Source organism: Streptomyces sp. NPDC002787 (assembly GCF_053592095.1).
The window spans coordinates 168,096-194,370 of sequence record NZ_JBSFVC010000005.1; the positions used below are offsets into that span (position 1 = coordinate 168,096).

At 71.1% G+C, this 26,275-nt stretch carries 25 protein-coding genes; 14 read left to right on the forward strand and 11 right to left on the reverse strand.

The genetic code is table 11. The annotated features are described in order from the left end of the window. Nucleotides 1-166 precede the first annotated feature (166 nt). Both rplQ and truA read left to right on the forward strand, forming a co-directional pair. The gene (gene rplQ / locus ACWD26_RS08825) at nucleotides 167-673 is read left to right on the forward strand and encodes a 50S ribosomal protein L17 (protein ID WP_230219591.1); all 507 of its coding nucleotides are present in this window, start codon (nucleotides 167-169) and stop codon (nucleotides 671-673) included. Between the two features lie 153 nt (nucleotides 674-826). Continuing rightward, on the forward strand, nucleotides 827-1,690 hold the full coding sequence (truA, locus tag ACWD26_RS08830; RefSeq protein WP_451267666.1) for a tRNA pseudouridine(38-40) synthase TruA: 864 nt from the start codon (nucleotides 827-829) through the stop codon (nucleotides 1,688-1,690). A gap of 22 nt (nucleotides 1,691-1,712) precedes the next feature. Here the strand turns inward: truA and ACWD26_RS08835 are convergent, their stop codons facing one another. Beyond that, complete coding sequence (locus tag ACWD26_RS08835; RefSeq protein ID WP_451267668.1) at nucleotides 1,713-2,594, reverse strand: hypothetical protein; 882 nt, start codon at nucleotides 2,592-2,594, stop codon at nucleotides 1,713-1,715. A gap of 410 nt (nucleotides 2,595-3,004) precedes the next feature. Between ACWD26_RS08835 and rplM the strand changes: the two genes are divergently transcribed. The 3 genes from rplM to glmM all read left to right on the forward strand — a co-directional run bounded on the left by rplM (nucleotide 3,005) and on the right by glmM (nucleotide 5,624). Continuing rightward, nucleotides 3,005-3,448: a 50S ribosomal protein L13 gene (gene rplM, locus ACWD26_RS08840; RefSeq protein WP_338896529.1), complete on the forward strand. Its 444-nt coding sequence runs from the start codon at nucleotides 3,005-3,007 to the stop codon at nucleotides 3,446-3,448. Between the two features lie 42 nt (nucleotides 3,449-3,490). Continuing rightward, a complete protein-coding gene (gene rpsI / locus ACWD26_RS08845; RefSeq protein WP_451267670.1) occupies nucleotides 3,491-4,012 on the forward strand; it encodes a 30S ribosomal protein S9 in 522 nt (173 codons plus the stop codon). Between the two features lie 253 nt (nucleotides 4,013-4,265). After that, nucleotides 4,266-5,624, forward strand: a complete 1,359-nt coding sequence (gene glmM / locus ACWD26_RS08850; RefSeq protein ID WP_451267672.1) for a phosphoglucosamine mutase — start codon at nucleotides 4,266-4,268, stop codon at nucleotides 5,622-5,624. Between the two features lie 85 nt (nucleotides 5,625-5,709). Here the strand turns inward: glmM and ACWD26_RS08855 are convergent, their stop codons facing one another. Together ACWD26_RS08855 and coaA are read right to left on the reverse strand one after the other, a co-directional pair. Continuing rightward, nucleotides 5,710-6,648, reverse strand: a complete 939-nt coding sequence (locus ACWD26_RS08855; protein WP_451267674.1) for a DUF389 domain-containing protein — start codon at nucleotides 6,646-6,648, stop codon at nucleotides 5,710-5,712. A gap of 50 nt (nucleotides 6,649-6,698) precedes the next feature. Further along, the gene (gene coaA / locus ACWD26_RS08860; protein WP_451267676.1) at nucleotides 6,699-7,688 is read right to left on the reverse strand and encodes a type I pantothenate kinase; all 990 of its coding nucleotides are present in this window, start codon (nucleotides 7,686-7,688) and stop codon (nucleotides 6,699-6,701) included. A 190-nt stretch (nucleotides 7,689-7,878) separates the two neighbouring features. Between coaA and ACWD26_RS08865 the strand changes: the two genes are divergently transcribed. Next, nucleotides 7,879-8,121: a hypothetical protein gene (locus ACWD26_RS08865; protein ID WP_451267678.1), complete on the forward strand. Its 243-nt coding sequence runs from the start codon at nucleotides 7,879-7,881 to the stop codon at nucleotides 8,119-8,121. A 74-nt stretch (nucleotides 8,122-8,195) separates the two neighbouring features. On the opposite strand, the gene ACWD26_RS08870 is transcribed toward ACWD26_RS08865, so the two are convergent. From ACWD26_RS08870 to glmS, 3 genes are all read right to left on the reverse strand, one after another. Next, nucleotides 8,196-9,635, reverse strand: coding sequence for an NAD(P)H-hydrate dehydratase (locus ACWD26_RS08870; RefSeq protein ID WP_451267680.1), 1,440 nt, complete (start codon nucleotides 9,633-9,635; stop codon nucleotides 8,196-8,198). Between the two features lie 329 nt (nucleotides 9,636-9,964). Further along, complete coding sequence (locus tag ACWD26_RS08875; RefSeq protein WP_451267682.1) at nucleotides 9,965-10,336, reverse strand: holo-ACP synthase; 372 nt, start codon at nucleotides 10,334-10,336, stop codon at nucleotides 9,965-9,967. Between the two features lie 79 nt (nucleotides 10,337-10,415). Then, on the reverse strand, nucleotides 10,416-12,263 hold the full coding sequence (gene glmS / locus ACWD26_RS08880) for a glutamine--fructose-6-phosphate transaminase (isomerizing) (protein WP_451267684.1): 1,848 nt from the start codon (nucleotides 12,261-12,263) through the stop codon (nucleotides 10,416-10,418). A 228-nt stretch (nucleotides 12,264-12,491) separates the two neighbouring features. Here glmS and alr point away from each other — a divergent pair, with 228 nt between their 5' ends. From alr to tsaE, 3 genes are all read left to right on the forward strand, one after another. Beyond that, nucleotides 12,492-13,652: an alanine racemase gene (alr, locus tag ACWD26_RS08885; RefSeq protein ID WP_451267686.1), complete on the forward strand. Its 1,161-nt coding sequence runs from the start codon at nucleotides 12,492-12,494 to the stop codon at nucleotides 13,650-13,652. A gap of 224 nt (nucleotides 13,653-13,876) precedes the next feature. Continuing rightward, nucleotides 13,877-15,121 carry an alpha/beta fold hydrolase gene (locus ACWD26_RS08890; protein WP_451267688.1) on the forward strand — a complete coding sequence of 415 codons (1,245 nt, stop codon included), beginning with the start codon at nucleotides 13,877-13,879 and terminating at the stop codon, nucleotides 15,119-15,121. Further along, a complete protein-coding gene (tsaE, locus tag ACWD26_RS08895) occupies nucleotides 15,087-15,611 on the forward strand; it encodes a tRNA (adenosine(37)-N6)-threonylcarbamoyltransferase complex ATPase subunit type 1 TsaE (protein WP_451267690.1) in 525 nt (174 codons plus the stop codon). Before ACWD26_RS08890 ends, tsaE begins: the two co-directional genes overlap by 35 nt. 417 nt (nucleotides 15,612-16,028) lie before the next feature. On the opposite strand, the gene ACWD26_RS08900 is transcribed toward tsaE, so the two are convergent. Next, entirely contained in the window at nucleotides 16,029-16,589 is a 561-nt protein-coding gene (locus ACWD26_RS08900) for a L,D-transpeptidase (protein ID WP_451267692.1), read from the reverse strand. 124 nt (nucleotides 16,590-16,713) lie between these two features. Here ACWD26_RS08900 and tsaB point away from each other — a divergent pair, with 124 nt between their 5' ends. From tsaB to ACWD26_RS08920, 4 genes are read left to right on the forward strand one after another with little or no spacing between them, the layout of a single operon-like run. Beyond that, a complete protein-coding gene (gene tsaB, locus ACWD26_RS08905) occupies nucleotides 16,714-17,379 on the forward strand; it encodes a tRNA (adenosine(37)-N6)-threonylcarbamoyltransferase complex dimerization subunit type 1 TsaB (protein ID WP_451267694.1) in 666 nt (221 codons plus the stop codon). Continuing rightward, nucleotides 17,376-17,888 carry a ribosomal protein S18-alanine N-acetyltransferase gene (rimI, locus tag ACWD26_RS08910; RefSeq protein ID WP_451267696.1) on the forward strand — a complete coding sequence of 171 codons (513 nt, stop codon included), beginning with the start codon at nucleotides 17,376-17,378 and terminating at the stop codon, nucleotides 17,886-17,888. The genes tsaB and rimI overlap by 4 nt, the downstream gene beginning before the upstream one ends. Next, nucleotides 17,881-18,996 carry a tRNA (adenosine(37)-N6)-threonylcarbamoyltransferase complex transferase subunit TsaD gene (gene tsaD, locus ACWD26_RS08915; RefSeq protein WP_451267698.1) on the forward strand — a complete coding sequence of 372 codons (1,116 nt, stop codon included), beginning with the start codon at nucleotides 17,881-17,883 and terminating at the stop codon, nucleotides 18,994-18,996. The genes rimI and tsaD overlap by 8 nt, the downstream gene beginning before the upstream one ends. Continuing rightward, on the forward strand, nucleotides 18,993-19,256 hold the full coding sequence (locus ACWD26_RS08920) for a hypothetical protein (protein WP_451267700.1): 264 nt from the start codon (nucleotides 18,993-18,995) through the stop codon (nucleotides 19,254-19,256). The genes tsaD and ACWD26_RS08920 overlap by 4 nt, the downstream gene beginning before the upstream one ends. A 103-nt stretch (nucleotides 19,257-19,359) precedes the next feature. Here the strand turns inward: ACWD26_RS08920 and ACWD26_RS08925 are convergent, their stop codons facing one another. Genes ACWD26_RS08925 through ACWD26_RS08940 form a run of 4 tightly spaced genes read right to left on the reverse strand, consistent with a single transcriptional unit; the run spans nucleotide 19,360 to nucleotide 24,903 of the window. Next, nucleotides 19,360-21,669, reverse strand: coding sequence for a beta-xylosidase/alpha-l-arabinosidase (locus ACWD26_RS08925; RefSeq protein WP_451267702.1), 2,310 nt, complete (start codon nucleotides 21,667-21,669; stop codon nucleotides 19,360-19,362). A 60-nt stretch (nucleotides 21,670-21,729) separates the two neighbouring features. Next, on the reverse strand, nucleotides 21,730-22,635 hold the full coding sequence (locus ACWD26_RS08930; protein ID WP_451267704.1) for a carbohydrate ABC transporter permease: 906 nt from the start codon (nucleotides 22,633-22,635) through the stop codon (nucleotides 21,730-21,732). A gap of 4 nt (nucleotides 22,636-22,639) precedes the next feature. After that, nucleotides 22,640-23,542 carry a carbohydrate ABC transporter permease gene (locus ACWD26_RS08935; RefSeq protein WP_451267706.1) on the reverse strand — a complete coding sequence of 301 codons (903 nt, stop codon included), beginning with the start codon at nucleotides 23,540-23,542 and terminating at the stop codon, nucleotides 22,640-22,642. Next, entirely contained in the window at nucleotides 23,539-24,903 is a 1,365-nt protein-coding gene (locus tag ACWD26_RS08940; protein WP_451267708.1) for an ABC transporter substrate-binding protein, read from the reverse strand. The genes ACWD26_RS08935 and ACWD26_RS08940 overlap by 4 nt, the downstream gene beginning before the upstream one ends. Before the next feature lie 121 nt (nucleotides 24,904-25,024). Here ACWD26_RS08940 and ACWD26_RS08945 point away from each other — a divergent pair, with 121 nt between their 5' ends. Then, nucleotides 25,025-26,086: a LacI family DNA-binding transcriptional regulator gene (locus ACWD26_RS08945; protein WP_451267710.1), complete on the forward strand. Its 1,062-nt coding sequence runs from the start codon at nucleotides 25,025-25,027 to the stop codon at nucleotides 26,084-26,086. The last annotated feature ends 189 nt before the right edge of the window (nucleotides 26,087-26,275 follow it).

Consider the following 26,275-nt stretch of genomic DNA (forward strand, 5'->3'; position numbering starts at 1 on the left):
GGTTCGATCTTGGGTGCGGGTGCGCTGTGGCTTGTCGCGCAGTTCTCCGCGCCCCTTCCGGGAGCGCCCCTTCGGGGCTGCTCCCGGATCTCCGACAGGCAACCGTCTGCTCGGATACTGACCCCGGTACCTGATACGGCCGGGGCAGACACCTAGGAGAAACACCATGCCGAAGCCCACCAAGGGTGCCCGTCTGGGCGGCAGTGCCGCGCACGAGAAGCTGCTCCTCGCGAACCTCGCGAAGTCGCTCTTCGAGCACGGCCGGATCACCACCACCGAGGCGAAGGCCCGCCGTCTGCGGCCGTACGCCGAGCGTCTGGTCACCAAGGCGAAGAAGGGCGACCTTCACAACCGCCGCCAGGTGCTCCAGGTCATCACGGACAAGAGTGTCGTGCACACGCTCTTCACCGAGATCGGCCCGCGGTACGAGAACCGTCCGGGTGGCTACACCCGTATCACCAAGATCGGTAACCGTCGTGGCGACAACGCGCCCATGGCTGTCATCGAGCTGGTCGAGGCGCTGACGGTCGCGCAGGAGGCCACGGGCGAGGCCGAGGCCGCGACGAAGCGTGCCGCCAAGGACGCGGAGACGCCGGCCGCTGAGGCCAAGGTGGACACCACCAAGGCCGACGACAGCGCGGACGAGGCTGCCGAGGAGTCCAAGGACGCGTAAGCGTTCTGCGGGGAGCTGCTCGATCGGCGGCTGCGGCTTCGCCGTGGTTGTTCGCGCAGTTCCCCGCGCCCCTGGAAGAGGGGGCGCGTCTGAGTGGGTCCGTTCCTGTCATAGGAGCGGGCCCGCTTTTTTTGTACCTGAGAGGATCCAGGGGTGAGTGACGAAGTACAGCCCGGTCATGTCCGTGTCCGGCTGGACCTGTCGTACGACGGGAGTGAGTTCTCCGGCTGGGCCAAGCAGGCAGGGGGGCGGCGGACCGTGCAGGGGGAGATCGAGGACGCTCTGCGGACGGTCACGCGGTCCCAGGAGACGTACGAGCTGACTGTGGCCGGACGGACCGATGCCGGGGTGCATGCGCGGGGGCAGGTGGCGCATGTGGATCTGCCGGAGGCGGTCTGGCGTGAGCACCACGAGAAGCTGCTCAAACGGCTCGCGGGGCGGCTGTCGAGGGATGTGCGGGTCTGGGCGCTCAGGGAGGCGCCGAGCGGCTTCAACGCGCGGTTCTCGGCCGTCTGGCGGCGGTATGCCTATCGGGTCACGGACAACCCCGGGGGTGTCGACCCGTTGCTGCGCGGTCACGTGCTGTGGCACGACTGGCCGCTGGACGTGGACGCCATGAACGAGGCGGCGGGGGCCCTGCTGGGCGAACACGACTTCGCGGCGTACTGCAAGCGGCGGGAGGGGGCGACCACCATTCGTACGCTGCAGGAGCTGAGCCTCGTGCGGGGCGACGACGGGATCATCACCGCGACCGTGCGGGCCGATGCCTTCTGCCACAACATGGTGCGGTCGCTGATCGGGGCGCTGCTGTTCGTGGGGGACGGTCACCGGGGGACCGAGTGGCCCGGGAAGGTGCTGGCCGCCGGTGTGCGGGACTCCGCCGTGCATGTCGTACGGCCGCACGGGCTGACCCTGGAGGAGGTCGGGTACCCGGCGGACGAGCTGCTGGCCGCGCGGAACAAGGAGGCGCGGAACCGGCGGAGTCTGCCGGGGGCGCCCGGGGGCGGCTGCTGCTGACCCCGGGCGGCGGGGGGTGGGGTTACTGCGCGTTGGCCGCGGCGGCCGCCTGGGTCTCGCCCCGGCGGTGTATCTGGCGGAAGGTGGACTTGCCGAGGTCGTCGCCGGCGGTGAAGACGGCCTTGTCCTTCTCCGCCACGTCCTTGCCGTTGGTGAAGCCGGCGAGGGTGAAGTAGGCGTAGCGGCCGTAGGAGTTGGCGGTCGTACGGCAGACCGTCGTACGGCAGAAGGCGGGGACGCCGTCGCCGGGGAGGGAGACGATGGTGCTCTGCTTGTCCCAGTCCGTCTTGACCTTGGTCGCCTTGGCCTCGGTGTCGAACAGGGCGACGCCGATCGTGACCGCGACATCGTCCCGGTGGTACGTCACGCGCATGAAGCGGGTGCAGTCGTTGCTGGTGAGGAGCTTGTCGAGGGTGCCCTGGACGGCTGAGGCGCAGTCCTTCGTCGAGGCTGTGAGGCCCTTGAGGTAGACGTTGTCCTGCTCCGTCAGCTGGGAGCCCGGGAAGAGGATGTCCGGGCTGATCGGGGCCTTGTCCTTGCCCGAGCTGGAGATGAAGTCCTTCGGGTTCAGCGGGGGCGGGGCCGAGGTCGGTGCGAACGACGGGTCCGTCTTGGCGCTGGCGCTCGGGATGTCCGCGGTGGTCGGCAGGTCGTTCGGGCCGTTCGCCGTGGTGTTGCCGCTGTCGGCGTTGACGACGGCGACGGCCACGGCGACGCCTATGCCGACCGTGGCGAGGGCGCCGCCGACGATCATCAGGAGTCTGCGGCGTCTGTTGCGTGTTTCGGACTGCTCGGCGAGTGACGCCCAGTCCGGGGTCTGGTTACTGGTGGAATTCCACTGATTGTCCCACGGATTGTGGGAACCCCCGGGGCTCCACTGGGACCCCCCCTGCCCAAAGCTCATGGGCCGCATTTTAGACGGGTGCGGGGGTGTGCTGGTCAGTGTCCGCCGGGACTTGAGCCCCTAGCGTGATCTGGCGGGTGCGCGCAAATGCGGCCAACTGTGGTGGTCGGGGCGATCGCGGTCAGGTGGTCGACGAACGCGGTCAGGGGTCGGGGCGGGGTGTGTGGGCGCCCGGCCGCACCCGAGCGGAGCGGGGCCGTTTTGACCCGTCCGGGCCTGCCCGGCTAAGCTGCGTGTTCGTTATGTGTATTGGCTTGCTCATTCTCACGTGAGGGGCCCTTACACCGGTCCACCGGGCCGATGACCAGCGAGCCAGCACGCGGTTGCGTCACCGCTGTGCGGCAAGGGCTGTCGTGATCGTCTTCGGTGACCTGTCAGGAACCTCACTGAAGAAGCGAAGGCTACGAACCGTGCGTACGTACAGCCCCAAGCCCGGCGACATCACTCGCCAGTGGCACGTCATCGACGCCCAGGACATCGTCCTGGGTCGTCTGGCGACCACCGCTGCCACCCTTCTGCGCGGCAAGCACAAGCCGATCTACGCCCCCCACGTCGACGCTGGTGACTTCGTCATCATCATCAACGCGGACAAGGTCCACCTGTCCGGCAACAAGCGGACCCAGAAGATGGCCTACCGCCACTCCGGCTACCCGGGTGGTCTGCGCTCCGTCCGTTACGACGAGCTGCTGGAGAAGAACCCCGAGAAGGCCGTAGAGAAGGCCGTCAAGGGCATGCTCCCCAAGAACTCCCTGGGCCGTCAGATGCTCTCCAAGCTGAAGGTCTACTCGGGCGACCAGCACCCCCACGCTGCCCAGCAGCCGGTGCCGTTCGAGATCACCCAGGTCGCGCAGTAAGTCCGGCCACACCCCCTAGCCTGAAGAAATCTGAGGAGAATCGTGGCCGAGACCACCGTTGAGCAGCCGGTCGAAGAGACTGAGCTCGTCGACATCGACAGTTACACCACGGAGTCGGACGTCCCCGTCGAGGGCGAGTACACCTCCGAGTCCATGGCCTCCCGCTTCGGCGACCCGCAGCCGGCCGCCGGCCTGGGCCGCCGCAAGAACGCCATCGCGCGCGTCCGCATCGTGCCGGGCTCCGGCAAGTGGAAGATCAACGGGCGTACGCTCGAGGACTACTTCCCGAACAAGGTGCACCAGCAGGAGGTCAACGAGCCGTTCAAGGTTCTTGAGCTCGAGGGCCGCTACGACGTCATCGCCCGCATCGCCGGTGGCGGTGTCTCCGGTCAGGCCGGTGCGCTCCGTCTCGGTGTCGCCCGCGCGCTGAACGAGGCCGACGTCGACAACAACCGCGGCGCCCTCAAGAAGGCCGGCTTCCTCAAGCGCGACGACCGTGCGGTCGAGCGCAAGAAGGCCGGTCTGAAGAAGGCCCGTAAGGCCCCGCAGTACAGCAAGCGTTAATCACGCGCTGCCAGCGTCGCTTCGCTGCACCGCACGCAACGCCCCGGAGGCACGTACCTGTGCCACCGGGGCGGTTTGCGTAGCAGGGGCACGTGTTTATCGCAGGCTTATACACAGACTGGCGGTACAACCCCGATAGGGGGACGACAGTCTCAGGGAATGTACTTGGTCCGGGCGTGCCGGGACACTCAGGGACACCTGGTACGGGATCGGGTACGAGCCGCACATTCTCAGCAATTCGGAGGACACCACAGTGGGACGACTCTTCGGCACGGACGGCGTGCGCGGTGTCGCCAACGCGGATCTGACGGCCGAGCTCGCGCTCGGACTCTCCGTCGCGGCGGCACACGTACTCGCCGAGGCGGGCACGTTCGAGGGCCACAAGCCGGTGGCGGTGGTCGGGCGGGACCCGCGGGCGTCCGGAGAGTTCCTGGAGGCGGCCGTCGTGGCCGGCCTCGCCAGCGCGGGCGTCGACGTGCTGCGCGTCGGGGTGCTGCCCACCCCCGCGGTGGCGTTCCTCACCGGCGAGCTGGGCGCCGACCTCGGGGTGATGCTCTCCGCCAGCCACAACGCCATGCCCGACAACGGGATCAAGTTCTTCGCCCGCGGTGGCCACAAGCTCGCCGACGAGCTGGAGGACAGGATCGAGGGCGTGTACGAGGAGCACCGGACGGGGGCTCCCTGGGACCGGCCGACGGGTGCGGGGGTCGGGCGCGTCCGGTCGTACGACGAGGGCTTCTCGCGGTACGTCGAGCATCTGCTCTCCGTCCTGCCCAACCGGCTCGACGGGCTGAAGGTCGTCCTCGACGAGGCGCACGGCGCGGCCGCCGGGGTCTCGCCGGAGGTGTTCACACGTGCCGGCGCCGAGATCGTCACCATCGGGGCCGAGCCGGACGGGCTCAACATCAACGACGGGTGCGGTTCGACGCACCTCGGGAAGCTGAAGGCCGCCGTCGTCGAGCACGGGGCGCACCTCGGCATCGCGCACGACGGGGACGCGGACCGGTGCCTCGCCGTGGACCACGAGGGCGACGAGGTCGACGGGGACCAGATCCTCGCGGTGCTCGCGCTGGCGATGCGGGAGCGGGGGGAGCTCCGCTCGGACACCGTGGTCGCCACGGTCATGTCCAACCTCGGGTTCAAGCTGGCGCTGGAGCGGGAGGGGCTGCGGCTGGTGCAGACCGCGGTCGGGGACCGGTATGTGCTGGAGGAGATGAAGGAGCACGGATACGCGCTCGGGGGCGAGCAGTCCGGGCATGTGATCATCTCCGACCACGCGACGACCGGGGACGGCACGCTGACGGGGCTGCTGCTGGCCGCTCGGGTCGCGCAGGACGGGCGTACGCTCCGGGAGCTGGCCGGGGTGATGGAGCGGCTGCCGCAGGTGCTCATCAACGTGCCGGATGTGGATCGGACGCGGGTGTCCACGTCCGCGGAGCTGGCGGCGGCGGTTGCCGAGGCCGAGGGTGAACTGGGGTCCACCGGGCGGGTGTTGTTGCGGCCTTCCGGGACCGAGCCGCTTGTTCGGGTGATGGTGGAGGCCGCCGATATCGAGCAGGCTCGGGCGGTGGCGGGGCGGCTGGCTGATGTTGTGAAGTCTGCGCTCGGGTAGTTCTCGCGTTCCGGGTAGGGGCGTGGGGTTCTGTGCGGTGCGGGCTGCGGGTTTGTCGTGGCTTGTCGCGCAGTTCCCCGCGCCCCTATCGGGGCACGGCCCCTCTACGGGGCCTGGACCACAGCCACTTCTGGAGGAGCAGGGTGACGGTGCCTGCCAGGATGATGCCCAGGAGGTTGAGGAGCAGTTGCTCCGTGGAGCCCACCGTCTGTTTCGTGTCGCCGTAGGCCAGGGCCACCGCCGCGTTCGCCGCCGCCGGGACCGTGGTGACCGAGATGGCGACGCCCACCAGGGCGCCCGACTTCGCCGAGGTCAGGGAGAGGGTGCCGGCGATGCCGGCGAGGACGGCCACGACGAAGGAGAAGGCGTCGGGGGCGTAGACGAAGGCCGTGTTGGGGCGTTCGGCGTCCAGTTGTTCCCGGCTGAACAGGTCGAGCGCGTCCATGAAGAGGCTGAAGCCGACCGTCGCGGCCATGGCCACCGCGAAGCCCACGACGAGGGCGATCAGGGAGCGCAGGGCCAGGCGGGGACGGCGTTGGACGACGGCCGTGCTGATGCCTGCCAAGGGGCCGAACTCCGGGCCGACGGCCATCGCGCCGACGATCAGGATCGCGTTGTCGAGGACCACACCGCAGGCCGCGATCATCGTGGCGAGGGTGAGGAAGGCGACGTAGGTGATGGAGAGCGTCGACTCCTCGTGGGTCGCCTCCGTCAGGTGCTCCCACAGGACCGCGTCTGCGCCCTCGCCCGGTGCGTCCTTCTCGGCCTTGTCGGCGCGCTCGGAGAGCGACAGGTCGATGTCCTCGACGGCGATGGAGCCGGTCTTGTCGAGGTCCAACGCCCGTAGAGCGCCGATCAGTTCGTCACCGGCCTCGCGTGCCACGTCGCACATGACGACGTCCCCGGCGGGGTTGCGGGCGGCGCCCGGCACGACGACGAGGTGGGTGGTGCCGACGGTCTCCTCGACCAGACGCACCACCTCGCCCGTCTGGTCGGACGGGGTGATCAGGCGCAGATGCAGCATGCGGCCTTTTTAACAGGCCGCGGTTACGGCCAGGGGCAGGGCCCACGCCCTCACAGTTTGCGCAGGCTGAGACGGCGCACCTTGTGGTCCTGGCCCTTGCGGATGATGAGGGTGGCGCGGCCCCGGGTGGGGGCGATGTTCTCGACCAGGTTGGGCTTGTTGATGGTGCGCCAGAGGGTGCGGGCGTAGTCGAGGGCCTCGTCCTCGGAGACCTGGGTGTACTTGCGGAAGTACGAGTCGGGCTTCTGGAAGGCGGTCTGACGGAGCTTCTTGAAGCGGTTCAGGTACCAGTGCTCGATGTCGTCGGCGGCGGCGTCGACGTACACGCTGAAGTCGAAGTAGTCGGCGAGACCGACGCGGGTGCGGCCGTCCTGGCCGGGGAGGGCGGGCTGGAGGACGTTGAGGCCCTCGACGATGAGGATGTCGGGGCGGCGGACCGTGAGCCGCTGGTCGGGGACGATGTCGTAGATGAGGTGGGAGTAGACGGGGGCCGTCACCTCGTCCTTGCCGGCCTTGATGTCGGCGACGAAACGGGTCAGGGCCCGGCGGTCGTACGACTCGGGGAAGCCCTTGCGGGAGACCAGGCCGCGTTCCCGGAGGTCCTTCATGGGGAGCAGGAAGCCGTCGGTGGTGACCAGTTCGACGTGGGGGTGCTCGGGCCAGCGGGCGAGGAGGGCCTGGAGGAGGCGGGCGACGGTCGACTTGCCGACGGCCACGGAGCCGGCGACGCCTATGACGAACGGGGTGCCGGACTGGGAGCCCTGTTCGCCGAGGAAGGTGTTCAGGGCGCCGCGCAGGCCGTCGGTGGCGCCCACGTAGAGGTTGAGGAGGCGGGACAGCGGCAGGTAGATGTCCCGTACCTCGTCGAGGTCGATGACGTCGCCCAGACCGCGCAGCTTCTCGACCTCCTCGGCGTTCAGGGGGAGCGGCGTCTTTTCGCGCAGCGCGCTCCATTCGGCACGGGTGAGGTCGACGTAGGGAGTCGCCTCCGGCCTGGGCCGGTGGGCGCTCCGCGGCAACGAGGAGGCCGGTGAGATCACAGTCCATTGTGAACGGAGTTTGAACGGGGTGGCGGGTGGGGTCCGTCACGCCGGGGGCACCGTAGAGGGTTCGCCCTTCGCTGTGCGTGAACTGTGGTGAAGGTATGGACCTCGGGTGGGGGACGGGCTAGCGTCCGGGCGGTCGGGAGGGAGTCGCCTCCCGGTCGACCAGGGGGAAATGGGGGTTGGGATGGCATTTGGCGTGCGTCTGCGGTTACGGGACGCTGTGCGGCGTGGATCTACGCGCGGTGAGGCGGAGCTCGCCGGCCGGGTGTGCAGTGAGCTGTCGTCGGATCTGCCGGACGAGGATCTGGGCGAGTGTCTCGACGATGCGCTTGACATGTACCGGATGGGGAGCAAGCCGCGGTGCGAGGAGGTCGAGTATCTGGGGATGGTGCGGGAGGCCATCGACCGCATCGAGGAGGGGGAGTAGAAGGGGTGGCGCGGGGAGGGGGCGTGACGGGGCAGCGCGGCGAGGGGAGTTGAGACTCGTGGGTGGGGCGAGCATCAGGAGATGACGTCCCGCCAGGCCGCCGGGATCGCCTCCGCCACGTCGTGGGCGCTCGTCGGGGCGCCGTTCGCGGCGTAGCGGCCCGCCAGGCCGTGGAGGTACGCCGCCGCGCTCGCCGCGTCCAGGGGCGTGAGGCCGGCTGCCAGGAGGGAGCCCGCCAGGCCCGAGAGGACGTCGCCGCTGCCGGCCGTCGCCAGCCAGGGGGTGCCGGTGGGGTTGACGCGGACCGGGGTGGTGGGGTCCGGGGTGGCGACGAGGGTCGTCGAGCCCTTGAGGAGCACCGTGGCGTCGTAGGCGCGGGCCAGATCGTGTGCGGCGGTCAGGCGGGCGGACTCGACCTCCTCGCGGGAGACGCCCAGGAGGGCCGCCGCCTCCCCGGCGTGGGGGGTCATCAGGGTGGGGGCCCGGCGGGTGCGGACCGTCTCGCGGTCGGCGAGGCGGAGGCCGTCGGCGTCGAGGAGGACCGGGACGTCGGAGGCGAGGGCCTCGGCGACGGGGGTCGGGTCGTCGCCCGCGCCGGGGCCCGCGACCCAGGCCTGGACCCGTCCCGCCTTCTTCGGGCCCTCGTCCGAGACCAGGGTCTCCGGGAAGCGGGCGAGGACCGTGTCGGCGGCGGGGCCCACATAGCGGACGGCGCCCGCGCCGCCGCGCAGGGCGCCCGCGACCGCGAGGACCGCCGCGCCCGGGTAGCGGGTCGAGCCCGCCGCGATGCCGACGACTCCTCGGCGGTACTTGTCGCTCTCCTGGGACGGGCGGGGGAGCAGGGCGGCCACGTCGGCGTGCTGGAGGGACTCCAGGGCGGGAGTGGGCGGGAGGGTCTCCGTCAGGCCGATGTCGATCAGGCGGACCGAGCCGGCGTACTCGCGGGCCGGGTCGATCAGCAGGCCCGGTTTGTGGGTGCCGAAGGTGACGGTGAGGTCGGCGCGGACGGCTGCGCCGTGCACCTCGCCCGTGTCCGGCTCGATGCCGCTCGGGAGGTCGACGGCGACGACCGTCGCGGGGGAGGCGGCCACGCGGTCGGCCAGGTGGGCGGCTTCGGGGCGGAGGCCGCCCTTGCCGCCGATGCCGACGATGCCGTCCAGGACGAGGTCGGCTCGGGAGAGGGCGGTGGCGGCGGCTTGGGGGGTGGTCGTGGTGCCGCCTGCTCGGAGGAGGGCCTTGAGGGCTTCCGGGTGGGTGCGGTCGGGGGTGAGGAGGACGGCGGTCACTCCCGCGCCTCGTTTCGCCAGGCGGGCGCCGGCGTAGAGGGCGTCTCCGCCGTTGTCGCCGCTGCCGGTGAGGAGGACGACGCGGCTGCCGTAGACGCGGCCGAGGAGGTCGGCGCAGGCGGTGGCCAGGCCGGCGGCCGCGCGTTGCATCAGGGCGCCTTCGGGGAGGCGGGCCATGAGGGTGCGTTCGGCTGTGCGGACGGTTTCTACACGGTGGGCTGAGCGCATGGGGACGAGTCTGCCTTGCGGAGGGACGTGGGTGCAGCTGGGCTTGGGGTGTTGGGTGCGCTTCGCCGACGCTGGGCGGGGGTGGGTTTCGCTCACCGGCGCTCGCCGGGTGCCGCTGCGCCCACCCTCCCCCACTCTCGGCTTCGCTCGAGCGGGAGGTGCCCCCATCGCCCCAGCGGCACGATTGCCCGCAGCCACTACGGCAGGGGGACAGCGGGGCTGTGCCCCGTCAGGGGCGCGGGGAACTGCGCGATCGGCCACGGACGACCCGCAGTCGCTCTCCTACGCGCACCCCCGAGTCCTCAGGCGCCCCTCCCCCTCCCCTCCCCTCACCCCTCCGCGATCACCACCGCCGATGCCACCCCCGCGTCATGGCTCAGCGAGATGTGCCAGGACTTGACGCCCAGTTCGGCGGCGCGGGACGCGACCGTGCCGGTTACTCGGAGGCGGGGCTGGCCGGAGGGTTCGACGTAGACCTCGGCGTCGGTCCAGCGGAGGCCGACGGGGGCGCCGAGGGCCTTGGCGAGGGCCTCCTTCGCGGCGAAGCGGGCCGCCAGGGAGGCGATGCCCCGGCGTTCCCCGCTCGGGAGCAGGAGTTCGCTCGGGAGGAAGAGGCGGTCGGCCATGCCGGGCGTACGGTCCAGCGAGGCGCGGAAACGGTCGATCTCGGCGACGTCGATGCCGACTCCGATGATGGGCATGATCCGCAGCCTACGGGGACGGCGACGGGCGGAGTCCCGCGACGCCGCTCGACGGGCCCTGGCCCGCCCCGTCACCGACTCACTCCACCGTCACCGACTTCGCCAGGTTCCGCGGCTGGTCCACCTCGTTCCCCCGCGCCGTCGCCAGTTCGCAGGCGAAGACCTGGAGGGGGACCGTGGCGACCAGCGGTTGCAGCAGCGTCGGGGTCGCCGGGATGCGGATCAGGTGGTCGGCGTAGGGGACGACCGCCTCGTCGCCCTCCTCCGCGATGACGATCGTGCGGGCACCCCTCGCGCGGATCTCCTGGATGTTGGAGACGATCTTGTCGTGGAGGAGGGAGCGGCCGGCGGGGGAGGGGACCACGACCACGACCGGGAGGTCCTCCTCGATCAGGGCGATCGGGCCGTGCTTCAGCTCGCCCGCCGCGAAGCCCTCCGCGTGCATGTAGGCCAACTCCTTGAGCTTCAGGGCGCCTTCCAGTGCGACCGGGTAGCCCACGTGGCGGCCCAGGAACAGCACCGTGTTCTTGGTGGCGAGGGTGCGCGCCAACTCCCGTACCGGCTCCATCGTCTCCAGGACGCGTTCGACTTCGTGGGAGATGCGGGAGAGGTCGCGGATCACGGCCCGGATCTCGTCGCCCCACTTCGTGCCGCGTACCTGGCCGAGATAGAGGGCTACGAGGTAACAGGCCACCAGCTGCGTCAGGAACGCCTTCGTCGAGGCGACCGCCACCTCCGGGCCCGCGTGGGTATAGAGGACCGCGTCGGACTCGCGGGGGATCGTCGAGCCGTTGGTGTTGCAGATGGCGAGGACGCGGGCGCCCTGTTCACGGGCGTGACGCAGCGCCATCAGCGTGTCCATGGTCTCGCCGGACTGGGAGATGGCGATGACCAGGGTGTGCGGGTCGAGGATCGGGTCCCGGTAGCGGAACTCGCTCGCCAGTTCCACCTCGCACGGGATACGGGTCCAGTGCTCGATGGCGTACTTGGCGATGAGGCCCGAGTGGAACGCCGTACCGCACGCGACGATGACCACCTTGTTCAGCTCGCGCAGCTCCGAGGCGGGGATCCGGACCTCGTCCAGGGAGAGCGAGCCCGCCGCGTCGATACGGCCGAGGAGCGTGTCCGCGACCGCCTTGGGCTGCTCGGCGATCTCCTTGAGCATGAAGTAGTCGTAGCCGTCCTTCTCCGCGGCCGACGCGTCCCAGTCGACGTGGTACGAGCGGACGTCGGCGGGGCGGCCGTCGAAGGTCGTCACCGTCACGCCGTCGCGCCGCAGTTCGACCACCTGGTCCTGGCCCAGCTCGATCGCCGAGCGGGTGTGGGCGATGAACGCGGCCACGTCCGAGGCGAGGAAGGCCTCGCCCTCTCCCACGCCGACCACGAGGGGCGAGTTACGTCGGGCGCCCACGACCACGTCCGGCGCGTCCGCGTGCACCGCGACCAGCGTGAACGCGCCCTCCAGCCGGCGGCACACCAGCCGCATCGCCTCCGCGAGGTCGTCGCAGGACGAGAACTCCTCGGCGAGCAGATGGGCCACCACCTCCGTGTCCGTCTCGGAGGCCAGCTCGTGGCCCCGCTCGGCCAGTTCGGTGCGCAGGGCGGCGAAGTTCTCGATGATGCCGTTGTGGACGACGGCCACCCGGCCCGCGTTGTCGAGGTGGGGGTGGGCGTTGGTGTCCGTGGGGCCGCCATGGGTCGCCCAGCGGGTGTGGCCGATGCCGGTCGAGCCGGTCGGCAACGGGCGGCTGACCAGCTCCTTCTCCAGGTTGACCAACTTGCCGGCCTTCTTGGCGGCGGCGAGGCCCCCGTCGGCCAGGACCGCGACGCCCGCGGAGTCGTACCCCCGGTACTCCAGCCGCTTCAGTCCGGCAAGGACCACGTCCAGCGCGGACTGCGAGCCGACGTATCCCACGATTCCGCACATATCAACCCCTGTGTCGTGCCCTGTGTCGTACTGCTCGCGACCTGTCGTGTGCCCACTGTGACTGTACGTGACAGTGGGGCGTCCGGTGAGCCCTCATATCGGGTGACTTCCCACGCGGATATCGGGTGACGCACGCGCGGCAGTCTCATGGGCGTGAGGGCGGCACGTATCGCTGATCACATGACCGTTCGAAAGGGGCCCCGTGGGCTCTGAGACACTGGGGCTGACATGAGTGAGACAGCACCTCTGCGGAGCGCGCCCCTGCGGGCCCGTGCCGAGATCGATCTGGATGCCCTGCGGGCCAATGTGCGGAAGCTGCGCGCGTCGGCACCGGGTGCCGAGCTGATGGCCGTGGTCAAGTCCGACGCGTACGGCCACGGGGCGGTGCGGTGTGCCCGGGCGGCGGTCGAGGCGGGGGCGACCTGGCTGGGTACGGCCATGCCGGAGGAGGCGCTGGCGCTGCGCGCGGCGGGGCTCTCGGGGCGGCTGATGTGCTGGCTGTGGTCGCCGGGCGGCCCCTGGCGCGAGGCGGTCGAGGCGGATCTGGACGTCTCGGTCAGTGGCATGTGGGCGCTCGAGGAGGTCACCGACGCCGCCCGTGCCGTGGGCGTACGCGCGCGCGTGCAGCTCAAGGCCGACACCGGGCTCGGGCGCAACGGCTGCCAGCCGGGCGACTGGCCGGAGCTCGTCGCGGAGGCACTGCGCGCGGAGGCCGAGGGGCTCGTCACCGTCACCGGACTCTGGTCGCACCTCGCGTGCGCCGACGAGCCCGGGCACCCGTCCATCGACGCCCAGCTCACCCGCTTCCGCGAGATGGTCGCGTACGCCGAGGGACAGGGCGTCCGCCCCGAGGTGCGGCACATCGCCAACTCGCCCGCCACACTCACCCGCCCGGACGCCCACTTCGACCTCGTACGGTCGGGCATCGCCGTCTACGGCATCTCGCCCAGCCCGGAGCTGGGCAGCTCGGCCGATCTCGGGCTGCGCCCGGCGATGCGGCTCAGCGCCTCGCTCGCGCTGGTCAAGCACGTCTCCGGGGGCCACGGCGTCAGCTACGGCCACCACTACGTCACACCCGGTGACACGACCCTCGGCCTGGTGCCCGTGGGCTACGCGGACGGCATCCCCCGGCACGCCTCCGGCACCGGGCCCGTCCTGGTCGGCGGCAAGTGGCGGACGGTCGCCGGCCGGGTCGCGATGGACCAGTTCGTCGTCGACCTCGGCGGGGACGAACCCGCCGCCGGGGACGAGGTCGTGCTGTTCGGCGCGGGCGACGACGGCGAACCGACCGCCGAGGACTGGGCGAAGGCGGCCGGGACCATCGCCTACGAGATCGTGACGCGCATCGGAACCCGCGTTCCGCGCGTCTACGTCAACACGGGTGAGTGAGCGAAGCGCGTGCGACGGCGAGTGCGGCCCATGAGTATGTGATCACCAAGAGGTGATCCGGGGTACTTGAACGGGCGGTACCGAGCACGAGTAAGTGAAAGACGAACAAGACTGGAAACTCCGTACGGATGTGCGGAGCGGTAGCGGTAGCAGAATCGGCTGCACGATCGGCAGCGCTAACGGGATCGGCAGCGGGACCGGACGTCGGTGAAGAGGAGCGGGATGTGAGCGAGAGCAGCGCGGAGGCCGTGGAGGCCGTCGCGAGCGCGGCCGCCACGGCCGCGTCCTCCGAGGGCATCTGGCGCCGCGCCGGTGTCGCCGGGGCGGCGATAGGCGTGGTCGCGGCCGGCGCGGCCGCCGGCGTCGCCATAGAGCGGCTCACCGTCGGGCGCGGCATGCGCAGGAAGGCCCGCCTCGCGCTCGACTCCACCGGTCCGTACGGGGCGCTGCGCGGCACCCCCGGCAAGGCGTACGCCGACGACGGCACCGAGCTGTACTACGAGGTCGACGACCTCGAACCCGAGGCCGGCCTCTCCACCCGCAGGCGCCGGCTCTTCGGCCGCAAGGCCCCGGCCCCGGTCACCGTCGTCTTCAGCCACGGCTACTGCCTCAACCAGGACTCCTGGCACTTCCAGCGGGCCGCGCTGCGCGGTGTCGTACGGACCGTGCACTGGGACCAGCGCAGCCACGGCCGCTCCGGGCGCGGCGTCGGCCAGGTCCAGGACGACACGGCGCTCACCATCGACCAGCTGGGGCGCGACCTGAAGGCCGTGATCGACGCGGCGGTGCCGCAGGGGCCGATCGTACTCGTCGGGCACTCCATGGGCGGGATGACCGTCATGGCGCTGGCCGCGCACTACCCGGAGCTGATCCGCGAGAGGGTCGTCGCCGTCGCGCTGGTCGGTACGTCGTCGGGGCGGCTCGGCGAGGTCAACTTCGGGCTGCCGGTCGCGGGCGTCAACGCCGTACGGCGGGTGCTGCCCGGTGTGCTGAAGGCGCTGGGGCAGCAGGCCGCGCTGGTGGAGCGGGGGCGGCGGGCGACCGCCGATCTGTTCGCCGGGATCATCAAGCGGTACTCGTTCGCGTCCCGGGACGTCGACCCGGCGGTCGCGCGGTTCGCCGAACGGATGATCGAGGGCACGCCGATCGACGTGGTCGCCGAGTTCTATCCGGCGTTCACCGAGCACGACAAGACCGAGGCGCTGGTGGCGTTCGCCGAGCTGCCGGTGCTCGTGCTGGCCGGGGTCAAGGATCTCGTCACGCCCAGCGAGCACAGTGAGGCCATCGCCGATCTGCTGCCGGACGCGGAGCTGGTGCTCGTACCGGACGCGGGGCATCTGGTGATGCTGGAGCACCCCGAGGTCGTGACCGACCGGCTCGCCGACCTCCTCACCCGCGCGGGGGCCGTGCCGGCGGGGGCTACCGTTAGTGGTTATGGAAGCGCCAGCAGCACCGCACGTCCCGGGTGAGCCCATGTCGTCTCTTCGCGTCACCGTCACTTCTCCCGAGCAGATGCTCGAGTTGGGCCGCCGCCTGGCCAAGCTTCTGCGCGCGGGCGATCTCGTGATGCTCAACGGGGAGCTGGGAGCCGGGAAGACGACCCTGACGCGGGGGCTCGGGGAGGGGCTGGGGGTACGCGGGGCCGTCACCTCGCCGACCTTCGTCATCGCCCGGGTGCATCCGTCCCTGGTGGAGGGGCCGCCGCTCGTCCATGTCGACGCGTATCGCCTGGGCGGCGGGCTGGACGAGATGGAGGACCTCGACCTCGACGTCTCGCTGCCCGAATCGGTGATCGTGGTGGAGTGGGGCGAGGGGAAGGTCGAGGAGCTGACGGACGACCGGCTGAACGTCGTCATCCACCGGGCGGTCGGGGACACGACCGACGAGGTGCGGCAGGTGACCGTCACCGGGGTGGGGGAGCGGTGGGACTCCGTCGAGCTGGGTGTGTTGTCGGCCTGACGCCTCCATGTGTGCCGACAAGGTGTCGGCACACTGTTGCGTTGGGCGTCTTCGGCGTGGTCACATGGTAACCAGTCCTTGGTTAGGTCTACCTAACTTGGTTCGCCGGTGGCACCAGGAGGCTGTCCATGTCAGCATCAGAGCGGCGGCCCTCCGGGGCCGGCGGTGTGTCGATGCGGGACCTGTTGGCGGCGGGTGAGGCGGCGAAGGCCGTGTCGACGCCTCCTGCTCCGCCTGTGGCTCCGCCGGTGAAGGCGGAGGGGCGGAGGCCTGTGGAGCGGCGGCACCCTCGGGCCGCGTAGCCGTTTGCGCCCCGGGAGGGGTGTTGTGGGTCGGGTCGCGGCTGCGGGTGGTGGGGGTTGTTCGCGCAGTTCCCCGCGCCCCTTTTGTGCGGCCTGTTGCCTCGAAACGCGCTCCCTACTCGACCACGACCACCTTCGTGCCGATGCCGGCGAACTCCCACATCGCCTTGCCGTCCTTGCGGGACTCCCGGATGCCGCCCGTCTTGGTGGTGGGGTCGGGCTCGGGGGTGGAGCCGTCGACGGCCGCGCTGAAGCCGATGACGACGCCGTCGACCGACGCGAAGCGGACGACGTGTTCGATGGGGGTGCCGTCGGAGCCGGTGACGGCGGCCGAGCGGGACGTGACGGTGTAGGTCGCGGGGGTGGGGTCGACCGTGCTCGGGGTGACCTCGAACGTGCGGGTGATCTTCTCGTTGGAGCCGACCAGCCAGACGCGGTCGTCGTCGAGGGAGTAGACGACACGCTCGCCCGCGCCCGAGTCGTCGGGAAGGATCTGCTCCTTCTCCTTCTCCTGGTCGGCCGGGCTCTTGGACTGCTTGGCCTTCGGGGACTCCGAGGCGGACGGTTTGCCCAGGTCGTCGGGTACGCTCGCCGACGCCTGATAGGCGAGGAAACCTACTGCGGCGATGGCCGCCGCGGTGAGCCCGGCCACGAATCCCGAGCTGCTACTGGCCACCTTCTGTGTCCACCTCTCGTACCCACGTACGCCCTTGAAGTACGTCTGTGCTGTGACGGTAGCAGCAGAGGGAGCGTGCACCGGGTCGGCCGTGGCCCGGCCCGAAGCGCCGTAGGCTGTTTGCGTGCTCTTGCTCGCTCTGGATACCGCCACCCCCGCCGTCACCGTCGCGCTGCACGACGGCACGGACGTCGTCGCCGCGTCGAGCCAGGTCGACGCGCGTCGCCACGGGGAACTGCTGCTGCCCGCCGTCGACCGGGTCCTGGCCGAGGCGGGCACCCGCCTCGACGCCGTCACCGGCATCGTCGTGGGCATCGGCCCCGGCCCGTACACCGGGCTGCGCGTCGGCCTCATGACCGCCGACACCTTCGGCCTCGCCCTCGGGGTCCCCGTCCACGGCCTGTGCACCCTCGACGGGCTCGCGTACGCGGCCGAGGCCGAGGGAACGGCCGGGGGGCCGTTCGTGGTGGCCACCGACGCCCGGCGCAAGGAGGTGTACTGGGCGCGCTACGAGGACGCGCGGACACGGGTGACCGAGCCGGCCGTCGACCGGCCCGCCGAGATCGCGGAGCTGGTGGCCGGGCTGCCCGCGGTGGGCGCCGGGGCGCTGCTCTATCCGGACACCTTCACCGACGCCCGCGCGCCCGAGCACGTCTCCGCCGCCGCCCTCGCGGCGCTGGCCGCCGAGAGACTCGCGGCGGGCGAGGAACTGGAGGCGCCCCGGCCGCTGTATCTGCGCCGGCCGGACGCCCAGGTGCCCAAGAACTACAAGGTGGTCACCCCCAAGTGACGACCGCGGTGCTGCGCGAGATGCGCTGGTGGGACATCGAGCCCGTACTGGAGCTGGAGAAGGACCTCTTCCCCGAGGACGCCTGGTCCCGGGGCATGTTCTGGTCGGACCTCGCCCACGCGCGGGGCCCGCACGCGACCCGGCGGTACTTCGTGGCGGAGTCCCCGGAGGAGAACGGGCGGATCGTCGGGTACGGGGGCCTCGCCTCCGCCGGGGACGTCGCCGACGTACAGACCATCGCCGTCGCGCGTGAACACTGGGGCACCGGCCTCGGCGCGCTGATCCTCACCGAGCTGCTGCGGGCCGCCACCGCCTTCGAGTGCGCCCAGGTGATGCTCGAATGCCGGGTCGACAACGTCCGCGCCCAGAAGCTCTACGAACGCTTCGGCTTCGAGGCGATCGGCTTCCGCCGTGGCTACTACCAGCCGGGGAACGTGGACGCCCTCGTCATGCGACTCAACGACCCCTCCACATCCGTATCCGCACAAGGAACCGAGATCAATGGCTGACGAACCTCTGGTCCTGGGGATCGAGACCTCCTGCGACGAGACCGGTGTCGGTGTCGTGCGCGGTACGACGCTGCTGGCCGACGCGATCGCGTCGAGCGTCGACGAGCACGCCCGCTTCGGTGGGGTGGTGCCCGAAGTCGCCTCGCGGGCGCACCTGGAGGCGATGGTCCCGACGATCGACCGCGCGCTGAAGGAGGCGGGGGTCAGCGCGAAGGACCTGGACGGCATCGCGGTCACCGCCGGGCCGGGGCTGGCGGGCGCGCTGCTGGTGGGCGTCTCGGCGGCGAAGGCGTACGCGTACGCGCTGGGCAAGCCGTTGTACGGCGTCAACCACCTCGCCTCCCACATCTGTGTGGACCAGCTGGAGCACGGGGCGCTGCCCGAGCCGACGATGGCGCTGCTGGTGTCCGGGGGCCACTCGTCGTTGCTCCTTTCGACGGACATCACGTCGGACGTACGGCCGATGGGGGCGACGATCGACGACGCGGCGGGGGAGGCCTTCGACAAGATCGCGCGCGTGCTGAACCTCGGGTTCCCGGGCGGTCCGGTCATCGACCGGTACGCGCGGGAGGGCGACCCGAACGCGATCGCGTTCCCGCGCGGGCTGACCGGGCCCCGCGACCCGGTCTACGACTTCTCCTTCTCGGGTCTGAAGACCGCCGTGGCCCGCTGGATCGAGGCGAAGCGGGCGGCGGGTGAGGAGGTGCCGGTGCGGGATGTGGCGGCGTCCTTCCAGGAGGCCGTGGTGGACGTGCTGACGCGCAAGGCTGTGCGGGCGTGCCGCGACCAGGGGGTCGACCACCTGATGATCGGCGGCGGTGTCGCCGCCAACTCCCGGCTGCGGACGCTGGCCCAGGAGCGGTGCGAGGCGGCGGGGATCCGACTCCGGGTGCCCCGGCCCAAGTTGTGCACGGACAACGGGGCGATGGTGGCGGCGCTGGGCGCGGAGATGGTCGCGCGGGGACGGGCCGCGTCGGACTGGGATCTGTCGGCGGACTCTTCGCTGCCGGTGACGGATCCGCACGTGCCGGGGAGCGCGGCCGGGCACGGGCATGGCCACGACCACGATCATGTGCACGAGCTGGCGAAGGACAACCTGTACTCGTGACCGTCGCGTTGATGTGGGAGGCGCGGGCCGTGGCCGGGCGGGGCGAAGAGCTTCTCGCCTGGGCCCGGGCGCAGGAGCTGCCCGACAGCGGACGGCTCCTGCGCCGCGAGACCCTGCGGGCGCCTCAGGACCGGGTGCTGGTCATCACCTGGTGGGACGCCCCGTACGACGCCGACCTGCCCGAACTGCCGGAGCCGGGCGGTGAGTTGGTCAGCCGGGCGGTGCATCGGTGGCGGTTCGAGTCGGTGGGGGCGGACTGAGGCGGCCCGGATCCACGACCAGTGGCGGACGGGCTTGATCGGCCCCTCCGCCTGGGTCGTCGTTGTCCCGCACGCGAGGGCCCAGGCGGAGTGACAGGGGGCGTCAGCTCTCCAGGGCTCGGACCTCCGTCTCGCAGTGCAGCCGGCGGTCCGGGCCCACCTCCCGTACGGGCCCCCGCACGGTCAACCGCACCCGGTGGCGTACGTCCGTGCTCGACGCCGCCAGGCGGAGTTCCAGCGCGCCCGGTTCCACCACGCGGCGGCCGGAGCGGTCCGCGAAGCAGGACACGTCGGGGTGGAAGCGGAAGGTGACGCGGGAAGCCTCACCCGGCTCCAACTCCACGCGCTGGTAGGCGATCAGGCGGATGTCCGGGCGGGTCACCGAGGCCACCGGGTCGTGCAGGTACAGCTGCACGACCTCCGCCCCCGGCCGCTCACCCGTGTTGCGGACGGTCACCGCCACGTCGTACGTGCCGTCCGTGTCGATCTCCGCCTCGGTGCCCTCGAAGTCGCCCCATGCGAACGTCGTGTACGAGAGGCCGTGCCCGAAGGGGTACAGCGGGGTCGGGTCGAGGTTGCTCGCGCCGCCGTACAGGCCCGTCGGCGGCTGGAGGTACGTCCACGGCTGGCCGCCGGGGCGGTTCGGGACGCTGACCGGGAGGCGGCCCGAGGGGGAGACGCGGCCCGACAGCACTCCCGCCACCGACGGGCCGCCCTCCTCCCCGGGGAAGAACGCCTGGACCGCCGCCGCCAGTCGGCCGTTCCAGCGGCCGAGCGCGTAGGGGCGGCCGGTGAGGAGGACCAGGACCACCGGAGTGCCCGTGGCGACCAGCGCGTCCAGCAGCTTCGCCTGGACGCCGGGCAGCCGGAGGTCCTCCGCGTCGCAGCCCTCGCCGGAGGTGCCCCGGCCGAAGAGCCCGGCGCGGTCGCCGAGGACCGCCACGCAGACGTCGGCCTCGGACGCGCGGGCGATCGCCTCGGAGAACCCTTCCATGCTGTCGCCGTCGACCTCGCTGCCGGCGGTGTAGGTGATCTTCGCGTCGGGGAGTTCCGTGCGGAGGGACTCCAGGACGGTCGGGATCTCGATGCCGAGGGAGGTGCCGGGGTGGGCCGGGAGGACGTGGGAGGGGAAGGAGTAGCAGCCCAGCATGGCCAGGGGGTCGTCGGCCCGGGGGCCCACGACCGCGACCCTGATGTCGGGGGCGAGCGGCAGTACGTCGTTCGGGTTGTCCAGCAGGACCACCGACTCCTCGGCCAGGCGGCGGGCCAGGGCGCGGTTGCGCGGTGGGTCCAGGTCGACGGTGGCGGTGGCGCGCTCGGGGGTCCAGTCCTCGTCGAGGAGGCCCAGTTCGCACTTCTGGAGGAGGACCCGGCGGGCGGCGAGGTCCACCAGCGCCTCGGGAACCGCGCCCGCGCGCACGGCCTCGACCAGGGGCTCGCCGTAGCAGCGCAGGCTCGGCAGTTCCACGTCGATGCCGGCGGCCAGCGCCGCGTGGGCGGCCTCCGCGCGGCTGCTCGCCACGCGGTGGTTGGTCTCCAGGAAGCCGACGCCGAAGTAGTCGGAGACGACCGTGCCGGTGAAGCCCCAGTCGTCGCGGAGGAGTTCGGTGAGGAGGCCGCGGTCGGCCGACACCGGCACGCCGTCCGTCTCCGTGTACGCCGCCATCACCGAGCGGGCGCCGCCCTCCCGCAACGCCATCTCGAACGGGGGGAGGACCACGTCCGCGAACTCGCGGACGCCGGCGCGTACGGGCGCGTGGTTGCGGGCGCCCACGGACGCCGCGTACCCGGCGAAGTGCTTCAGGGTGGCCACGATGCTGGCCGCCTCCAGGCCCCGAACGTACGCCGAGCCGATCGTGCCCACCAGGTACGGGTCCTCGCCGATCGTCTCCTCGACCCGCCCCCAGCGCGGGTCGCGGACGACGTCCAGGACCGGGGACAGGCCCTGGTGGACGCCGACCGACGCCATGTCGTGGCCGATGCTCCGGGCCATCTCCTCGACGAGCGGCGGGTCGAAGGTCGCGCCCCAGGAGAGGGGGACCGGGTACGCCGTCGCGCGCCAGCTCGTGAAACCGGCCAGGCACTCCTCGTGGGCGACGGCCGGGATGCCGAAACGGCTCTCGGCCATGATCCGGCGCTGGAAGCGGGCCAGCGCCCGCGCGCCCTGTTCCGGGTCGACGGGAGCCGTGCCGAAGACACGGGTGAGCTGGCCCAGACCCCGGGTGATCAGCTCGTCGAAGTCGAACGATTCCGTCATGCCCGCCTCGTCGGGGGCGATGTCCTCGCCGGACGAGTCGGTCTTCACCCACACGCCGTACAGCTGGGCCGCCTTCTCCTCCAGGGTCATCCGGGAGAGCAGATCCTCGACCCGGTCGGTGGCGGGCAGGGCGCGGTCACGCCAGGGGATGGTCATGAAGCTCCTGTCGGGGGTCGGTGAGGTCAGAGGCCGCAGGGGCCGGTGCGACTGGTGGGCTCACTTGCCGCCCACCCCCATCAGCCCGCCCACCAGCGCCCGCCGCGCCACCAGGTACACGGCGAAGATCGGGATGCCGGAGAGGACGACCGAGGCGAGCAGGGCGGGGATGTTGACGCCGAACTGGCTGACGTAGTTGAACAGGCCGAGGGTGAGGACCCGGGGGCCGTCGGACTGGGTGAAGATCAGCGGGAAGAGGAAGCCGTTCCAGGCCTGGAGCGCCGCGTAGATGACGACCGTGCTGATGCCGCCCTTGGCCAGCGGGATCGTCAGCTGGAAGAGCATGCGCAGCGGGGACGCGCCGTCCAGGGCCATCGCCTCGTACAGGTCTTCCGAGACGTCGCGCAGGGTGCCGACCAGGACCAGGACCGAGACCGGCATCGCGAAGGCCGCCGTCGGGAGGATGACGGCCAGGAGGGTGTCGTAGAGGTCGAGTTTGGCGATCAGCAAATACAACGGGACCACCACCGCCTGCGCCGGGATCGCCACGCCCAGCAGGAACAGGCGGAAGGCGGCGTTCGACCAGCGGTCGCGGGTGCGGACGGCGACGTACGCGAGGGGGATGGACAGGACCAGGACGATCCCCACGACGGACACCGCGACGATCGCCGTGTTGCTCAGGAGGTGGCCGAAGCCGCTGGTGAGGACCGTGTTGTAGTTGTCGAGGGTCGGGTCCGTGGGGGGCTTCAGCGGGTTGCCGGTGAGGGCCTTGTCCGCGCCCGTGAGGGACGCCGACAGCATCGCGTAGATGGGGATGAGGACGATGACCAGCCAGACGAAGGCGCCGAGGCCCGCGACCGGGTTGCCGCGCCTCGTCCAGTGGCGTCGCCGGCGAGGGGCCACCACGGACGGGCCCCCGTCCGGCTGCCGGGTCTTCGTGGGGCGCGCCAACGTGTCGTGTGACACTCCGTCACATCCCTTCGCGGGTGCTGCGCATGGCGCCGAAGCCCGTCAGCCGGACCAGGACGAGCGACAGGCCCGTCGCGGCGATGACCAGGAAGGACGCGATGGCGCTGGCGTAGCCGAAGTCGTACGTCTTGAAGCCCGCCTCGTACATCAGGTACGGCAGGATCGCCGTGTCCGTGCCGGGGCCGCCCTTGGTGAGGATCAGGACCGTCTCGAAGTACGTCAGTGAGCCGACGACCATCAGGACCGTGGACGTGGTCATCGTGTGGCGCAGCTGCGGGAGCGTGATCGAGAAGAACTGACGGTAGCGGCCGGCGCCGTCGATGGCGGCGGCCTGGTAGAGGACGTCGGGGATCTGGCGGGCCCCGCCCTGGTAGATCAGGGTGTGGAAGGGGATGAACTGCCAGCCGCCGACGAAGACGATCGCGAGGAACGCGCCGCTCTGCGAGCCCAGGGTGTCCCTCTGGATGATGCCGAAGTTCGGGTCGAGGAGGGCGTAGAAGAGGATCGCGATGGCGGTGGAGGAGAGCAGGAACGGCACGAAGAAGACCGCGGAGAGGATCGCGCGGTTGCGCTGCCGGCCCGCCGCCCAGACGCCGAGGAGGAGGGCGACGACCGTCTGGAAGGCCCAGCTGGCGACGGTCAGGACCACCGTCAGCGTCAGGGACTGGGTGAGCCGGGGGTCGTCGAGCAGCTTCTGCCAGTTGTCGAAGCCCACCGGCCGCGGGTCGCCGAGGCCGTCCCAGCTGGTGAAGGAGAGATAGAGGGCCAGGCCCATCGGAACGATGGCGAAGAAGGTGAAGAAGAGCACGGCGGGCAGGGCCCAGACGGCGTGCGGGCGGCCGGTGCTTGTGGTCCTCGGCGCCTTCGTGGTGACGGGAGGCCGCTTCTCGACCACCGCCGTCACTTCAGCCCCTTGCACGCCGTCACGAACTCGCTCGGCGAGGACTGGCCCGCGAACAGCTTGCCTATCTCCGTGTGCATCTTGGTGCCCAGGCCGTCGCCGAGCGCCTGGTCCCAGGAGAGCGTGAAGGCGGGGGCCTTCTGCACCATGTCGTACTGGAACTTCGCGTACTCGGGGTTGGGCGCGGAGGAGAGGAGCTCGGCCGCGTTCGAGGTGGTGGGGACGTCGCCGTTGTCGACGAGGGCCTGCGCGTACGCCTTGGAGGCGCAGTCCTTGAGGAAGCCGACCGCCAGGTCCTTGTTCTTCGTACGGGCGTTGATGGACCAGTAGTTGGTGGGGTTGCCGACCACGTTGCGGACGTCGCCCGTGCCGCCCTCGACGGTCGGGAAGGCTGCCCAGCCCAGGTTGCTCTTGGCGAAGTCCGGGAACTTGCCGAGCTGCGTGGAGTACTCCCAGGAGCCCATCAGGTGCATGGCCGCCTTGCCGCGCGCGAAGACCGCGGGGGCGCCGCCGTTGACGTAGGACACCGAGGTGAACTTGGAGCCGAAGGCGCCGTCGTCGATGAGTTCCTTCACCAGTTCGGCGGCCTTGAGGACGGCCGGGTCGCCCCAGCCCTCGGCGTCACCGTCCTGGATGCGCTTGAAGACCTCGGGACCGCCGATGCGGTCGACCAGGTACTCCAGCCACATCAGGTCGGGCCAGATGTCGGAGCCGCCGAGCGCGAAGGGGGTGATCTTGGCCTTCTTCAGCTTGGCGTTGATGTCGAGGAGTTGGTCCCAGGTGGTGGGCGGCTGGAGCTTGTGCTCGGTGAAGACGGCCTTGTTGTAGAAGAGGATCACCGGCTGCATGCCGCGCATCGGGATGCCGTAGTGGCGGCCCTTGAGATCGCCGGCGGAGAGGACCGAGGGCAGGAAGCCGTCCTTGAGGACCGGGTCGCCCTCGATGATGTCGGTGAGGTCGACGAGCTTGCCGGCCTCCTCGTACGGCTTGATGGAGCCGCCGCCCCAGTTGAAGAAGACGTCCGGGGCGCTCGGGGAGCCCATGGCCGTGCGGAGCTTGGGGGAGTAGTCGGAGCCGGGGACCTTCTCCAGCTTGATCGTGCCGCCGGCCTTCTTCGCGGCGGCCGACTTGTTGAACCGGTCGACGCCCGCCTGCTGGACCTTCACCGCGTCGTCGCCGTACACGAACGCGGTGATCGTCTTGCCGTCCCCGCCGCCCGCGCCACCCCCGGAGCCGCAGGCAGTGAGGCCCGTGCCGAGGCCCGCGGTGAGCAGTGAGGCGGAACCGGCGCCGAGGAACCAGCGCCTGCTGAACGGCCGGCCACCAGTGCTGTTGCCGGGGACCTGGCCTCTACTCGACTCCATGAGAGCACCCTTCGCGAATGTTCGAACCTGCGAATGTTTCGGATGGGACTTCGAATGTTCCGGGAACGTATGGCGGTCGAAAGGGTTCGTCAAGAGGTCGCGCAGGGATACGATCCCGCCCATGAAGCCCGCGAAGCCCGAGGAAACCCAGACAAGAGCGCGTGCGTCCCACTCCACGCAGACCGCGACGCTCGCCGAGATCGCCCGTCAGGCCGGCGTCTCGGCTCCGACTGTTTCGAAGGTGCTCAACGGCCGCGCGGACGTCGCGCCCGCCACCCGCACCCGCGTCGAGGAGCTGCTGCGCGCGTACGGCTACCGCCGCCGGCGCGCCGAGGCGACCAGATCCCCCCTCATCGACCTGGTCTTCCACGAGCTGGAGAGCGCTTGGGCGATGGAGGTCATCCGGGGCGTCGAGAACGTCGCGCGCGAGGAGGGACTGAGCGTCGTCCTCTCCGAGAGCGCGGGCCGGCTCACGCCCGGCCGCACCTGGGCCGACCAGGTCGCCGCCCGCCGCCCGCACGGCGTCGTCCTCGTCCTGTCCGGGCTCGACGAGTCCCAGCGCGCGCTCCTGACCAGCAGGTCCATCCCGTTCGTGGTCATGGACCCGGCGGGCGACCCCGGCGACGACGTGCCCTCGATCGGCGCCACCAACTGGCAGGGCGGCCTCGCCGCCACCCGCCATCTGATCGAGCTCGGCCACCGCCGCATCGGCGCCATCAGCGGGCCGTCGCGGATGATGTGCAGCCGCGCCCGGGTGGACGGCTACCGGGCCGCGCTGGAGACCGCCGGGCTGCCGGTCGACCCGGGCCTGCTCAAGGCGGGCGACTTCCACCACGAGACCGGCTACCGGCTGGGCCTGGAGCTGCTGCGCCGCCCGGACCGCCCGACCGCCGTCTTCGCGGGCAACGACCTCCAGGCCCTCGGCCTCTACGAGGCCGCCCGTGAACTGGGCCTGCGCGTCCCGGAGGACCTGAGCGTGGTCGGCTTCGACGACCTGCCGGTGGCCCGCTGGGTGGGGCCGCCGCTGACGACCGTACGGCAGCCGCTGATGGAGATGGCCGAGGCGGCGGCCCGGCTGGTGCTCGACCTGGGGCGCCAGGAGGGCGCGTCGTCGGCGACGAGGGTGGAGCTGGCGACGAGCCTGGTGGTGCGGAGCAGTACGGGGGTGCCTCCGGCGGTCTAGGCGGGGTGGGCGTTCGGTGTGTGGCCGGGTGCTGCGTCGCCGTGGCTCGTCACGCCCACGCGGCGGAGCCGCATATCGGCCAGCCCCGCGCCCCTGGAGTGGCGCCGTGTGACGGCTTGGCCGGAAGTTGACGTATTGACGGGTGAGCCGACCACCCTCACACTCCTCCGCAGTCAATCGGTTGCACAA